Source organism: Paraglaciecola mesophila (assembly GCF_009906955.1).
In the GTDB taxonomy this organism is placed as follows: Bacteria; Pseudomonadota; Gammaproteobacteria; order Enterobacterales; family Alteromonadaceae; genus Paraglaciecola; species Paraglaciecola mesophila_A.
The window spans coordinates 618,768-632,569 of sequence record NZ_CP047656.1; the positions used below are offsets into that span (position 1 = coordinate 618,768).

Consider the following 13,802-nt stretch of genomic DNA (forward strand, 5'->3'; position numbering starts at 1 on the left):
TTGTACAATAATGGCCTTAATAATTTTCAGTTAGTAGGGATATGTTTCAGCATTTTTTAATTACCCGCTTTAATCTACGCAAGAAAGATTGGCAAACGTCAAAATATAACAAACAAGTATTGACCGATACTTGGATGGAGAATCGGTTAGCACTGTTTGAGGACTACTGTTTTTCTTCTTTACAGGCACAGACAGAACAAAACTTTACGTGGCTTGTGTTCTTTGACACCACCACGCCAGACAGATTTCGCAGTGTAATAACCCGCCTAGAACAAACATTCAGTCAATTCACCCCTATCTATATAGACGGAATGGACGAGTTCTTACCTCAAAGCAGAAAGCAAATAGCTCAACGCTTAACCCAACCTTATGTCATTACATCTCGTCTAGATAATGATGATAGTTTGCATCAGGATTATATTAAGGAAGTACAAAGTCACTTTGCTGAGCAGCAATTTATGGCTATTGATTTTGTAGATGGCTTTACCCTACAAGTTGAACCTCAAGTGCGTTTTGCCAAACGCTCCCACGTACATAACCCATTTCTAAGCTTAATTGAAAAAGCGGATGAGATAAGAACAGTATGGTTTTTAGAGCGTCACGGTCAATGGAGTGAAATCAAAGCGCTTATTCCAGTGCGTGCCAAGCCAATGTGGATGTCAGTCATTCACATGGAAAACAAAGTGAATACGTTTCTTGGGTTTGACAATATACCTTGGAACACAATAGCGGCATTTCACTTAAAACCAGAGATTGAACAAGCGCTTGCGCAAAAACGTTTGCCATTTGAAGCGTGGAAAGCACAAAGTCTGAAAAATAAATTGAAAACCTTGTGGAAAGTTAATTTCAAATTACTTAAGCGCTGTCTTATGAAGTAAAGATGATCTCTAGGTAGGAAAAGTGCAGCATCCCTTTGGCTGCACTTTTTTAATTACATTTTGGTTAACCGTATTTTTAACAGCGTAAGGTTAGCGTTTAAGCACGCTTGTTAACGCACTAACGCAGTAATCAACATTTTTCATATTACTGCCGTAACCCATTAAACCGATTCGCCACACTTTACCTGCTAACTCCCCTAGCCCAGCGCCAATCTCTAAGCCAAATTCACTTAACAACTGACCGCGTACTTCGGCATCATTAACACCATCTGGAATACTTACCATGTTCAACTGGGGTAAGCGATACGCTTCGTCCACAACGAACTCCAGACCAATATTTTCAAGGCCAGACTTTAATGTCTGATGCATTTCATCGTGACGCTGCCAAGCAGGTTGTAGCCCCTCGTTGTGTAAAATGCGTAATGACTCATGTAGGGCATACAAACTATTAACGGGAGCCGTATGATGATAAGCGCGCTTCCCACCTTGCCCCCAATACCCCATAACAAGATCCATATCTAAAAACCAGCTTTGCACAGGTGTTTTACGGGCTTTTATCACCTCAACAGCTGCGTGACTAAAGGAAACTGGAGACAACCCCGGAACACATGATAAACATTTTTGAGTGCCAGAATAAATGGCATCAATTTGCCAACCGTCTACGTCAAGCTCTATACCGCCTAAAGAGGTTACGGCATCGACTATACTTAAGCAGTCGTAACGCTTAGCGAGTTCGCTAATTGCTTTGGCATCATTGCGCACCCCAGTAGACGTTTCTGCGTGAACAAACGCTACAGCTTTCGCATCTGGATTAGCCTTTAAGGCCTCTTCCACTTTTTGCAAGTCTGTTTGTTGTCCCCAGGTGTCTTGTACCATTACAGCCGTTGCGCCGCAGCGCTGTACATTCTGCTGCATTCGTCCACCGAATACGCCGTTCTGGCACACGATGACTTTGTCACCTGGTTCTAGTAAATTAACAAAAACAGATTCCATTCCCGCCGAACCAGGCGCAGAAACAGGCATAGTAAGTTGATTGTCAGTTTGAAAGGCAAACTGAAGCAACGTTTTGACTTCGTCCATTAATCCGATAAACGCGGGATCTAAATGCCCTAACGTAGGACGTGAAAGAGCGTTCAAAATACGAGGATCAACATCTGATGGGCCCGGCCCCATCAACGTTCTAACAGGTGGGATAAAAGTATTGAATTGCGCTGTCATGAATATTCTAAGCCTTATGTTTGTTGATGTGTTTCCCATGTTACCTAGATCTAAGCTAGCAACAAGTGGTCGATAACCGACATAAATAATGTGAATAGAAAAAATGGCAGGATTTATTCTTGTGAATGCACGAAAGCGCGTCTTATGAAGGCGAGATTATCTTGGCGAAACATTTTTGCAGTAAAAATCAACAAGCCCTAGCAAAACTACGTAACTAAACTACACTTGATTTGTACATTGGATATAGTTAGCGCAAGGCTCATATGAGCCATACCCCTCAGCTCGGATCAGCTTTTATGGTCCGAGCATTTTTTTATCTGCTAGTCTTGTACTTTTAGTTCTGCGATAAAACGCTTGGCGTTTTCAACATAGTGTTGACCAGATGCTTCAAGCATTTTCTTTTGCGCATCTGGAATGCTTTTGACTACTTTCGCCGGCGACCCCATCACCAGTGACCCGTCTGGGATATCCATATTTTCTGTGACCAAACTATTTGCGCCAATAACACAATGCTTGCCTATTTTGGCACCGTTTAAAATCACACTGTTGATCCCTATCAGGGAAAAATCACCTATTTGGCAACCGTGTAACATCACCTTATGCCCAATGGTAACGCCTTTACCTACCGTAAGGGGCACGCCAAAATCAGTGTGCAGTACGCTGCCATCTTGAACATTACTGCCCTCACCAATGGTTATTTCATCGCAGTCGCCTCGTAATACTGCATTGAACCAAACGCTGGCGTTGTCTGCCAAGGTCACTTTGCCCATAATGTGACTACCCGGCGCAATAAAAACATCTTTACCGACAGTGACCTTATCGTTCCCTAATGAATACAACATACCGACTCCTTAAACTAAATTTTACGCATTAGGCCTTCTTGCATACTTGACGCAACAAGCTTGCCCTGACGATTGAAGAATTGGCCGCGCACTAAGCCACGCGACCCACCACTAAACGGGCTTTCAGCGCAGTACAATACCCAGTCGTCAAAATCGAACGGATGATGAAACCATACTGCATGATCAATAGTCGCCATGATTAAGTTCTTATCACGCACGGAAACACCATGTGGCTGAATTGCCGTTGACAGAAAGTGATAGTCAGACGCATAAGACAACATAGCTTGATTTAAATGCACGTTACCGTTTAGTGCTTCTTCCGCTTTCATCCAAATGTAGCGTTTAGGCTCATGCACACCTGGGTTAACGGGATCAATTTGCTGTACCGAACGCATATCCAGCGGTTTGTGATAGGCTATGGCTTCACGCATACGCGTCGATAACTTTTCAGGATCCGTATCATCGAAGGTGGTGTCACGAGGTAAATCTTCAGGCATTGGTACGTCAGGCATTACTGCAAACTGGTGCTCTAACCCTACTTCAGGCTGCTGAAATGACGCTGTCATATAAAAAATATTACGACCATTTTGAATCGCTTTAACACGGCGAGTTGAAAAACTACGCCCATCTCTGACGGTTTGCACGTCAAATACCACAGGCTTTTTAGCGTCACCTGGCAATAAAAAATAAGCGTGAAAAGAGTGGGCTACACGCCCTTCAGGCAAGGTTAATTGCGCAGCTGCGATGGCTTGCCCCATGACTTGCCCACCAAACAGCGCCCTGAAACCTAAGTCCCAACTCTGCCCGCGAAATAACCCATCTTCTATTTTTTCTAAGGTTAATAAATCTACTAATTTAATATCGCTCATAATCTCTCAAATGAATAAAAAGTGTGTTGTCGCTGCTAACTTACGAGCCTATTGCTCGCTCGGCATAGGGGTTTCTAGGGTAAAATTTATCAGGTAAATGCGCTTGATGCTCGAAAAAACGCGTATCTTTATAAGGTAACTTCATAAACCCTGACATGCCTACTCCTTGGATCAAGGGCACCAGTTCAATAATTTTACTCAGTAAATATTTAAACTCATCTGCTGATGAATGATCCAGCAAGGTGTAATAGCTATGGATTTTTAAGTGCTTGGGAAGCGCTTCAAAAATAATACACCCCGTGTGATGTATCCCGTTTAGTTGATGAATAATCGTCATAAGATCATCAGGCAAAGTCAATAATTCATCAGGGTCATCGCCATCTTCAAAATACGAATGCATCCGGCTTTGATCTTCTTGTACTGATACCTTATTCAATTCGTAAGGTATGCACATATCTGACGATGGAAGAAATGGGGTATTTTCATCTTCTCGTTCGATGTGCAGGGTATCACGGGCGTTAAACATACAGCTTTTGAATACACCTACCCGATGGATCGAGCGCGCTAAGGTCACAATATTGTTCACCGTGGCATCAAAGGATGGCTTTAATTTGGGATCGTAAATATTCAGGCTAGAGTCGATATACACTCCTTGCGGGGCCCAGCGCACAGCTAAGCCGCCTACTACAGGGTACTTACCGAGGCGGCTTACTTCTGAAATAAAGGCCTTTTCCGTTTCTCCCATACCTTGTAAGTAATTCTTATAGTAACGTTCGAACTGCTCATCATTGAGATAGCGTAACTCCTCACTACTTTGCTCACCTTCGGCGCGTAAAAATGACTTTCGTGAACTGTAGACAACCGTGTCTATCTCGCGAGATTTATGATGACTCCAGCCTGGAATCATTGCTGGAGCTTGGGGCGGATCGTCAGTGCTGAACACTAAATTTTTCAAATGTTGAATATTATTTAAGAGATAATCCCCACCTTGTGCTCTTTTTTGCGCATCGTCACTGAGCATAGCCGTTAATATCTCACCAAGCATTTTAGGTAAGCCCAAGGCGTTAGGCCTAATAACTTGTGCACCAAAACGACTTGATTGCCCAGACGCTAACGCATACAAGGTACTCGCTAAACCTTGCTCATCGAAACGAGGCGACGACAAATTGCCGTTTAACTGCTCAGGCCCAATGAAATACACATCACCAAGGCGGGCATTAGTTTGTTGCATATCACTGGACATTAAATCCATCACATTATTGGCTAAGTAATTTCCTTGTGCATCAAGCTGAGCAAAAACCGATGATCCCCAGTCAATTAAACCGACCTTTTCAGTCAGTGGATCAAACACGATATTTGACGGTTTAACGTCCCCATGAACAATGGGTCTTGACTGACCATTTTCAGAAAATGAGCGAAGTGTTTGTAATATATCGGCCAATTGCACAGCAATTTTTACCACCAGTCTTGGCGAAAGAGGCCCTAATTCCAGTGAGACTTTTTCCAGATCCTTACCTGTAGCCCGCTGCATAACTAAAATAGATTGCTTTTTGATCCGTTGAAATTCGATCAAGCTAGGTACAAAAGGGTGCGCAACATGGCCTAGCATGTAGGCCTCTTCCTCGAGGCGGTCTTGCACATGCTGCGGCAAATTGGCCCGGGAAAATTTAAATACGTATTGCTTGGTTGTGTCATAAGTGGGCGTACCCGCAAACGCAAAGCCAAAAGCCCCCTTTCCTATCAGTTCAATCTCTTGATAGCCAAGACGTTCAAGTTGTTCAGTACACAATTTGAACCAGTCTTTTAGCTTCTTCGCGTCCTTATGAGAGAGCAAATAAATAGATTGCTCATCTGGAATATAGAAATGTTTAAGATCAGTTTGGGCAACCATTTTGCTGTCAGCCTTACGCCTCTTCCACCAGCCAATTCACCAGAAATGACGCTTGCTTGCTCTGTGCCATGACTGGGGTAACTTCGGCTAAACAATCATTAATTTGCACATCAAGTTGCCAAGGTGCATTAATAATCGCCATACCAGAGCCATACATTCCTTCAAAGGTATCAGGGTCTTGTACCGCTAATTCCACTTGCAGTACATTTTTAACGTCTTGCTGAGAAAGTGCCTCCAGCATTTTTTGACTTTTTTTGTGCTTAGTAGTGGCGCGTTCAAATCCATCATTTTTCGATGCATCGCGTTTTGACAGCAGTGGATACCAAATGGCGTAAGTGGCAGTTGGCCAACGCTTATAAGCCTTGCTAATGGCGTCAACGACTAACTGGTAATCTTCCGGGGTTTCATAGGAAGGGTCCGTTAGCACTAAACCCCGTTTTAATTCTGGCGGTGTCATGGCAATAAGCCCTTCATAACCATCCCTGTGATGCACAGAAACATTCGGGCCTTTTATTTGCCGTTTAAGGTTAATGACCTCTTGGTTGTTCCACTCCATCAAGTGCAGTTTATCTTGCTCACGCATTAACATACGGGCAATTTCTGGCGACCCTGGATATTGATGGCATTTTACATAATGACCGGTAAGTTCTTGATAGGCCAAGATCGTCTCTTGTACACCAGCGTAATCAGCCAGTTTGGCGATCCCTTGTTTAAACTCATTGGTTTTCAGGGATTGTTCTGATGTTAAATCATATAAACCCGCACCACTGTGCGTATCGATATAGGTGAAGCCTTTTTCTTTTTGTTTTAATTTGTCGATGATCAACATCTGGCAGATATGCTTCAATACATCTGCATGATTACCCGCATGGTAGCCGTGGCGATAACTAAACAACTGATTGACTCCTTTATGACACAATACGTCATTGGGTTATTAAGCTTTAGAGCGCTAGTTTACCTTGTCACTGGTGTTAAGCAAAAATAAACCCGCTCGAGGCGGGCTTTAATAGGGCGTGTTTAGTTGCGAATTAGCGCGACGAATTAGCGCAATGTGCTTAACATTTTCATCGGTTGCTCAATGTATGACTTCCAAAGGTTATTAAACTTCACCATGGTAGCACCATCAATAATGCGGTGATCACCCGACCAACTGACATGCATAATGTTCAGCGCTTGTACGTTATCATTTTCATCAAAACGTGGTAAACGCTGCATTTTCCCAAGGGCGACAATCGCCGCTTCTGGGTGATTTATTACAGGTGTCGCTACCGTACCACCCAATACGCCAATATTTGAAATACTGATCGTTCCGCCTGTCAGGTCTTGCGTTTTTAAGCGCCCTTCTCTTGCCTGTTCAATCAACTCGGCAGCGCGTTTGGCAATATCGAATATCGACATATCTTGCACACCTTTGATATTTGGCACCATCAATCCGAGTTTACCGTCAACTGCCATACCGATATTGTGATCATTGAAATAGGTTAACTCAGTACAATCAGCGTTAACTTGACTGTTGATAATCGGAAATGCGTTTAACGCCATAGATAATGCTTTAATAAAGAACGGCATAAAACTTAATTTTACGCCTTGTTCGGCAAAGTCGTCTTTTAATTGAGCGCGAAGCGCAATCAAGGCATCCATTTGAATTTCTTCACTGACCGTAAAGTGAGGAATGGTAGTAACACTGTGTACCATTTGTTTGGCCATTGCCGCTTTAATACCACTAATACGCTCAACACGCGTCACGCCCTGCGAGTTACGTTGCGAGGCATCATGTGTTTCACTTTGCGCCTTAGGGTTATCGTCGCCTTTTTCTTTTTGTTGTTGGGTCAAATCGCATTTTAAAATGCGTCCTTTATCCCCACTGCCCTGCACGTTTGATAAATCAATGTCTTGCTCTCGCGCCACGCGTCTGACAGCTGGGCTCGCCAGTACTTTGTGATTAATTTTTGCCACGTCAGCTGATGTGCTTGTCTGTGCGTTAGACGTTGCCTTGGGTGTCGTGACTTTTTCAGCTGTGCTTTGTGAAGGTGCCTGGTGTTGGCCTTTTGCGCCATCAACCTGCATGGTAAATAAAGCAGAGTGGACTTTAGCGATATCCCCCTGCTGATAGCAAAGGCTGACAATCGTGCCATTGTGCTTAGCGGGTATCTCCACTAACGCTTTATCTGTCATGACCTCAACCACAGGTTGGTCTTCAATAACCGTTTCGCCTTCACCTACTAACCATTTAACCAATTCACATTCAACAATCCCCTCACCAATATCCGGCAAGATAAACGTTTCTAGGTGACTGTCGCTTTCTGCACTGTCTGACTTGATATGAGTAGTTTCATTTTCGCCTAAGGTATCTTGTTCTTGGTCTGTATCACTGTGCTCAGTTTGATTAGCACGGCCTTGCATATCAGTAGACGAACTGCTTTCTTGCCCTTCAATATCCATGGCAAACAGAGGCTTATGCACCTGAGCGATGTCACCTGCTTGGTAGTACAATTTTCTAACGGTGCCACTGTACATAGCCGGTATTTGCACCGTTGCCTTGTCTGTCATAACTTCTGCAACGGGTTGATCTTCAACAATGATATCGCCTTCTGATACTAACCATTCCAATAATTCACACTCTACAATTCCTTCACCAATATCTGGCAAAATAAAGTCTTTCATTTCATCTTTCCTCGATATCAGTGGTTAAAAATTCACGCAGCGTTTAATCGCTTCGTAGGTTTTTAGATGATCTGGCATGTACTCTTTTTCGTGTGCCAAAGGGTAAGGTGTGTCTAACCCGCACACTCGGGTAATAGGAGATTCTAAGTATAAAAAACAGCGTTCTTGGACAGTGGCAGATATTTCGCTGGCAAAACCACCCGTTTGAGGCGCTTCATGGTTAATAAGAAGTCGACCTGTTTTCTTAACTGATTCACTTACCGTTTCCGCGTCCCAAGGTAATATGCTACGTAAATCAATTATTTCGCACGAAATACCGTCTTTCTCTGCCATCTCAGCAGCCTTTTCAATCACTTCAACCTGAGCGCCCCAAGCAAGCAATGTAATGTGTTCGCCTTTCTTGACCACCTCAGCTTTACCCAGAGGCAACTCGTAATCCTCTTCAGGCACCTCGCCAACCGATGCACGATACAAACGCTTTGGCTCCATGAATAAAACGGGGTTGTCGTCGCGAATCGACGCTAATAACAGGCCCTTCGCTTGATACGGATTACGTGGAATAACAATTTTCATACCAGGAATATGCGCGAAAAAGGCCTCTGGAGATTGGGAATGATATAAACCCCCTGCAATACCACCACCATAAGGCGTGCGTATGGTTAACGTGCCACAAGTAAATTGCCCACCAGAACGATAGCGAAACTTAGCCGTTTCATTTACGATTTGATCGAACGCTGGAAAAATATAATCGCCAAACTGAATTTCTGCTACGGGCACTGAACCTTGTGATGCCAGCCCATTTGCAAAGCCTATGATGCCTTGCTCGGTTAAGGGCGTATTAAAGCAGCGACCTTTGCCGAATTGTTGCTGAAGATTGCTTGTGGCTCTAAATACCCCACCAAAATGCCCCACGTCTTCACCGAATACCATGACCTTCTCGTCTTCAGTCATAGCGGTTATGAGGGCATTGTTTATTGCTTGTAGCATATTCATTTTAATCATGATTGATTCTCCCTGCCGTTTTTGGATAGGCTTCTGGGTACAAACCAATATGGTGCTTTAATTGGGCTAATTGCTCTCGTAAGTGCCATGGCGGTGTGTCGTATACATCATTAATCAAATCATCTATCTCGCAAATATCCACTTGCTCGGCTTTTTTCATCGCTGCTAACACGTCTTGTCGGGTTTGTTCAACGAATTGCTTATGTTGTGCTTCGTCAATCCAGTCTTTACTTTTCATCCAGTTTTCAAAGCGTTGAACGGGATCTTTCTCACGCCATTTTTGCTCTTCTTCTTTAGAACGGTAGCCTGTAGGGTCATCAGAAGTGGAATGGGCTGCCAAACGATAGGTCATGGCTTCTATCAATACTGGGCAGTTTTCTTTAAGCGCAATTTCTCGTGCTTTTTGCGTCGCCAAATAAACGGCTAATACATCGTTGCCGTCGACGCGAATAGTCTTAACTCCGTACCCTAGACCACGCGAAGCAATGCCATCACCACTAAATTGCTCACTAGCAGGGGTAGAAATCGCGTAGCCATTATTACGGCAGAAGAAAATCACGGGGCAATTTAATACTGAGGCCATATTTAGCCCGGCGTGAAAATCCCCCTCAGACGCAGCGCCTTCACCGAAGTAACAAATAGTCAGTGCTTCATTGCCTGCCATTTTTTGTCCGTAAGCATAGCCAGCAGCTTGAGGAATTTGTGTGCCTAGGGGAGAGGAAATGGTCATAAAGTTAAGTGCTTTATCACCGTAGTGTATTGGCATTTGTCGTCCCTTATTCGGGTCAAGCTTGTTACTGAACATTTGATTCATAAACTGCTCTGTACGATAGCCTCGGTACGCCAGTGCCCCTTGCTCACGATACTGCGACATGATCATATCGTTTTCGCTCAGCGCCGCTGCACTGCCAATTGTCGACGCTTCTTCACCGCTACACGCTAAATAAAAGCTAATGCGCCCTTGGCGCTGTGCCCCAACCATGCGCTCATCTAGCACCCTTATATAGTGCATGGTTCTGAATATTTTCAGTGCTTCATCCTGGCTTATCTCAGGCATATCTGCATCGTCGTGTACGCTACCGTCAGGCTGCAAAATTTGTAGCATCGGCAGATCGACTGTACCCTTACCAATGATATTCACTTTGTGGCTTATCCCCACATCTGAGAGATGATTTCTTTCGTTCACCATAAACCCTCTTTAACGTTTCTCAACACCATCATGATTGACTATGTTTTAAAGTTGTTACTTGAGTGTTAATGCTAGTGTAAATACTAGGATGAGGCGTTTCCAAATTTGGATTGAATTTAACAAAAGAAGGGATAGCTATTCTAATTAAGACGCGAAAACATGATGTTTATCCGCTTTTAAACAATAGCGATTAAAAGCCTTTGTTCTAATAAACAATTTTAGCCGTTGGCACTATGTGGTTTGAACCTAGCCTCAATATACTTGGTGGTATATTGAGGCCAAAATACCGAATGTTTCGTTAGGCGTACAAGCGTTTACGTTTCACTTCAATACTATCAATATAACCATGCCACGTAGCATAACCAATGATGGGCATGAGGATAATAAAACCAAAGAACTGCGTTGCAAAACCAATTAGCACAGCCATAAAAATAATACTCGCCCAAAACAACATTGGAACTTTATTACTCCATACAGTATTCATACTGGACAATACAGCCGTGGCTAAGTCAACTTTTCGCTCCATCAATATCGGCTGGGTAAATGCACTTAAGAAAAATACCAGTAAAGTAAAACCTGCCCCTATGACACCACCGAGGGCTAAGAAAGGTAACAAATTCGCATAGTTTTCATCTAAATAAGGTGGATACAACGCGTGGATCAATGAAGCAATACGCAACCAAAAAATCATGAGAACCATAAGAAGTATGCCTAACCCCCACTCATTTACCGCATTGCGTTTCACCGCTTTAATGCTGTGCCATAAAGACGGTTTATGTCCCTTTTCTAGCTCCCAGCTTATATCATATAGTCCGGCCGCTAAAAAAGGACCAATTAACATAAAGCAAACTATGGCCGGCATTATGACCAGATGCCAACCGGTTAACTTAACTAAGTAGGTAATAAACCACGGAATAGCCGCAAAAAACACACCAAACACCAGGGTTAATATCGGTGCACGCATCGCGTCTTGAAATCCCAGTTTCAACCATGCTATAGGATCAGAAAGCGACAATTGTTTGCATGGTATGACACGGGCGATTCGGCTACTGGTGATCGCATTTTGAGGGGCGTCTTTAAACGATTGTGACATAGAGAGATACTCCAAAACTAAGAAAGAAATTTATCGTCTGTTTTGTCTTACTGCTCTTTTAGATTAATCCTATATACTTAACTTGTCAGGTAAAAAGATCGAACTGTTAATTATTTTTTAACAATAAAAAAACAAAACCATCTTGAATGAGAGCCAAACAAATGCTCTCCTGCTGTCTATTTAACGCTAATATCACCAGTTAAGTATTTTTATGATGATAAAGCGCACAGAACACACATTTATACTTAACATCTCCTATTGCCCTGTATTACTCTTGGTGCCACTTACCGTCAGCTAGTTTAATTCATGCGTACTTTTAACAAATCTAAAAAACTCGATAATGTATGTTACGACATTCGGGGCCCGATATTAGAACAAGCACAGAAAATGGAAGATGAAGGCCACCGTATTTTAAAGCTAAATATTGGTAACCCTGCACCCTTTGGTTTCGAGGCGCCTGATGATATTTTAAAGGATGTGATACATCATCTACCCAAATCACAAGGGTATTCTGAGTCAAAAGGAATATACCCTGCTCGTGTTGCCGTTATGCAATATTATCAGCAACAGCAAATCAAAAATGTCTCAGTGAATGACATTTACATAGGTAACGGCGTAAGCGAATTGATAGTCATGGCAATGCAAGCCTTGTTGGATGACGGAGATGAGGTGCTGTTACCTAGCCCTGATTACCCCCTTTGGACCGCATCGGTCAGCTTGTCATCTGGTCACCCCGTGCACTATCAGTGTGATGAAAATTCGGGTTGGGAGCCTGATATTGATGACATTAGAAGTAAAATTACTGTCAACACAAAAGCCTTAGTACTTATCAATCCAAATAATCCGACTGGGGCGGTTTACAGCAAAGCGCTGTTATTACAAATAATTGAGCTCGCTCGCGAGCACGGCCTGATGGTGTTTAGTGATGAAATTTACGACAAGATTCTTTACGATGGCGCTCAGCACCAGTGTATTGCCGCCCTCGCTGATGACATATTTTTTATCACCCTTGGTGGCTTATCTAAAAACTACCGAATTGCAGGCTTTCGTGCAGGTTGGTTAGTGGTCAGCGGTCAAAAAGCGCTAGGCAGCAACTACATCGACGGCTTAAACATGCTCTCGTCAATGCGTATGTGCGCTAACGTACCTAGCCAACACGCAATCCAAACTGCCTTAGGCGGCTATCAAAGCATCAATGATTTAATTGCCGACGGTGGGCGTTTAAAACAGCAAAGAGACCTTGCCACAACCCTACTCAATGAAATTGATGGGCTTGAATGCGTCGCTCCTAAAGGTGCAATGTACTGTTTCGTTAAAGTAGATGCACAGAAATTTAATATCACCAGTGATGAGCAAATGATCATGGACTTGCTGCGCAGCGAAAAGGTACTTCTTGTGCACGGCAAGGCATTTAATTTAACCGACGGTTGTTACTTTCGTTTAGTTTTCCTACCTCACATTGATGTGCTGCGCCCAGCCATTGAACGTATCGCCAATTTCTTTAAACACTACCGTCAGGCAGAACTTACTTTATGAGTACCCCACAAAAGAGTCACTTTTTTGCCCATTTGGCCCGTATGAAGCTTATTAACCGCTGGCCTTTAATGCGCAACGTACGTACCGAAAATGTGCAAGAGCACAGCTTACAAGTGGCTATGGTCGCGCATTCACTGGCGTTGATCCGCAATAAGTATTTTAACGGCACCGTTAACCCCTATAAAATTGCGACTCAGGCTATGTTCCATGATGTCTCAGAAGTGCTCACGGGAGACTTACCGACCCCAGTTAAATACTACAATCCAGCCATTCAGACTGAATATAAAAAAATCGAGAAAATAGCCGAGCAAAAGCTGATTGATATGGCTCCTCAAGACTTTAAAGAAGATTATGCATCTCTTATTCAACATGAAGGTCAGGATGAAAGTGAAGCATTTATCATCAAAGCGGCTGATGTGATATGTGCTTATCTTAAAACCTTAGAAGAACTCTCAGCGGGTAATCAAGAATTTGTGTTAGCTAAAAAGCGCTTAGACAAAATTTTAAAGGATTATCACTCACAAGAAGTGGATTACTTTATGCGCGCCTATGTGCCTAGCTTTAGTTTAAGCCTAGATGAAATCACCCAAGAAGAACACGATATATAGCGCTTATTGCGC

The 13,802-nt window shown here is 43.2% G+C and carries 12 protein-coding genes; 3 read left to right on the top strand and 9 right to left on the bottom strand.

Features of this window, described 5'->3' with window-relative positions; genetic code table 11:
- Positions 1–41 precede the first annotated feature (41 nt).
- A complete protein-coding gene (locus FX988_RS02615) occupies positions 42–878 on the top strand; it encodes a glycosyltransferase (protein ID WP_160178205.1) in 837 nt (278 codons plus the stop codon).
- A gap of 90 nt (positions 879–968) precedes the next feature.
- Here FX988_RS02615 and FX988_RS02620 read toward each other — a convergent pair whose 3' ends face one another.
- The 9 genes from FX988_RS02620 to FX988_RS02660 all read right to left on the bottom strand — a co-directional run bounded on the left by FX988_RS02620 (position 969) and on the right by FX988_RS02660 (position 11,646).
- On the bottom strand, positions 969–2,096 hold the full coding sequence (locus tag FX988_RS02620; RefSeq protein ID WP_013753819.1) for a pyridoxal-phosphate-dependent aminotransferase family protein: 1,128 nt from the start codon (positions 2,094–2,096) through the stop codon (positions 969–971).
- A 320-nt stretch (positions 2,097–2,416) separates the two neighbouring features.
- Positions 2,417–2,938, bottom strand: a complete 522-nt coding sequence (locus tag FX988_RS02625) for a gamma carbonic anhydrase family protein (RefSeq protein WP_160178206.1) — start codon at positions 2,936–2,938, stop codon at positions 2,417–2,419.
- Between the two features lie 14 nt (positions 2,939–2,952).
- A complete protein-coding gene (locus FX988_RS02630; protein ID WP_160178207.1) occupies positions 2,953–3,807 on the bottom strand; it encodes an acyl-CoA thioesterase domain-containing protein in 855 nt (284 codons plus the stop codon).
- A 40-nt stretch (positions 3,808–3,847) separates the two neighbouring features.
- Positions 3,848–5,698 carry a serine/threonine protein kinase gene (locus FX988_RS02635; RefSeq protein ID WP_160178208.1) on the bottom strand — a complete coding sequence of 617 codons (1,851 nt, stop codon included), beginning with the start codon at positions 5,696–5,698 and terminating at the stop codon, positions 3,848–3,850.
- A 13-nt stretch (positions 5,699–5,711) separates the two neighbouring features.
- Positions 5,712–6,593 (bottom strand): 23S rRNA (adenine(2030)-N(6))-methyltransferase RlmJ, encoded by an 882-nt coding sequence (locus tag FX988_RS02640; protein ID WP_160178209.1) that lies wholly within the window; start codon positions 6,591–6,593, stop codon positions 5,712–5,714.
- Between the two features lie 146 nt (positions 6,594–6,739).
- A complete protein-coding gene (locus FX988_RS02645; RefSeq protein ID WP_160178210.1) occupies positions 6,740–8,362 on the bottom strand; it encodes a dihydrolipoyllysine-residue acetyltransferase in 1,623 nt (540 codons plus the stop codon).
- A gap of 24 nt (positions 8,363–8,386) precedes the next feature.
- Complete coding sequence (locus FX988_RS02650) at positions 8,387–9,364, bottom strand: alpha-ketoacid dehydrogenase subunit beta (RefSeq protein ID WP_160178211.1); 978 nt, start codon at positions 9,362–9,364, stop codon at positions 8,387–8,389.
- Complete coding sequence (locus FX988_RS02655) at positions 9,357–10,553, bottom strand: thiamine pyrophosphate-dependent dehydrogenase E1 component subunit alpha (RefSeq protein WP_160178212.1); 1,197 nt, start codon at positions 10,551–10,553, stop codon at positions 9,357–9,359. The genes FX988_RS02650 and FX988_RS02655 overlap by 8 nt, the downstream gene beginning before the upstream one ends.
- A gap of 298 nt (positions 10,554–10,851) precedes the next feature.
- Entirely contained in the window at positions 10,852–11,646 is a 795-nt protein-coding gene (locus FX988_RS02660) for a DUF2189 domain-containing protein (RefSeq protein ID WP_160178213.1), read from the bottom strand.
- A 306-nt stretch (positions 11,647–11,952) separates the two neighbouring features.
- Here FX988_RS02660 and FX988_RS02665 point away from each other — a divergent pair, with 306 nt between their 5' ends.
- Together FX988_RS02665 and yfbR are read left to right on the top strand one after the other, a co-directional pair.
- Positions 11,953–13,182, top strand: coding sequence for a pyridoxal phosphate-dependent aminotransferase (locus FX988_RS02665; protein ID WP_160178214.1), 1,230 nt, complete (start codon positions 11,953–11,955; stop codon positions 13,180–13,182).
- Positions 13,179–13,790, top strand: coding sequence for a 5'-deoxynucleotidase (gene yfbR, locus FX988_RS02670; protein WP_007991196.1), 612 nt, complete (start codon positions 13,179–13,181; stop codon positions 13,788–13,790). Before FX988_RS02665 ends, yfbR begins: the two co-directional genes overlap by 4 nt.
- The last annotated feature ends 12 nt before the right edge of the window (positions 13,791–13,802 follow it).

Bases quoted from the DNA above. Each gene is read 5' to 3' on its own strand.
- FX988_RS02615 (WP_160178205.1), top strand. From the start codon at position 42: ATGTTTCAGCATTTTTTAATTACCCGCTTTAATCTACGCAAGAAAGAT.
- FX988_RS02620 (WP_013753819.1), bottom strand. From the start codon at position 2,096: ATGACAGCGCAATTCAATACTTTTATCCCACCTGTTAGAACGTTGATG.
- FX988_RS02625 (WP_160178206.1), bottom strand. From the start codon at position 2,938: ATGTTGTATTCATTAGGGAACGATAAGGTCACTGTCGGTAAAGATGTT.
- FX988_RS02630 (WP_160178207.1), bottom strand. From the start codon at position 3,807: ATGAGCGATATTAAATTAGTAGATTTATTAACCTTAGAAAAAATAGAA.
- FX988_RS02635 (WP_160178208.1), bottom strand. From the start codon at position 5,698: ATGGTTGCCCAAACTGATCTTAAACATTTCTATATTCCAGATGAGCAA.
- FX988_RS02645 (WP_160178210.1), bottom strand. From the start codon at position 8,362: ATGAAAGACTTTATTTTGCCAGATATTGGTGAAGGAATTGTAGAGTGT.
- FX988_RS02650 (WP_160178211.1), bottom strand. From the start codon at position 9,364: ATGATTAAAATGAATATGCTACAAGCAATAAACAATGCCCTCATAACC.
- FX988_RS02655 (WP_160178212.1), bottom strand. From the start codon at position 10,553: ATGGTGAACGAAAGAAATCATCTCTCAGATGTGGGGATAAGCCACAAA.
- FX988_RS02660 (WP_160178213.1), bottom strand. From the start codon at position 11,646: ATGTCACAATCGTTTAAAGACGCCCCTCAAAATGCGATCACCAGTAGC.
- FX988_RS02665 (WP_160178214.1), top strand. From the start codon at position 11,953: ATGCGTACTTTTAACAAATCTAAAAAACTCGATAATGTATGTTACGAC.
- yfbR (WP_007991196.1), top strand. From the start codon at position 13,179: ATGAGTACCCCACAAAAGAGTCACTTTTTTGCCCATTTGGCCCGTATG.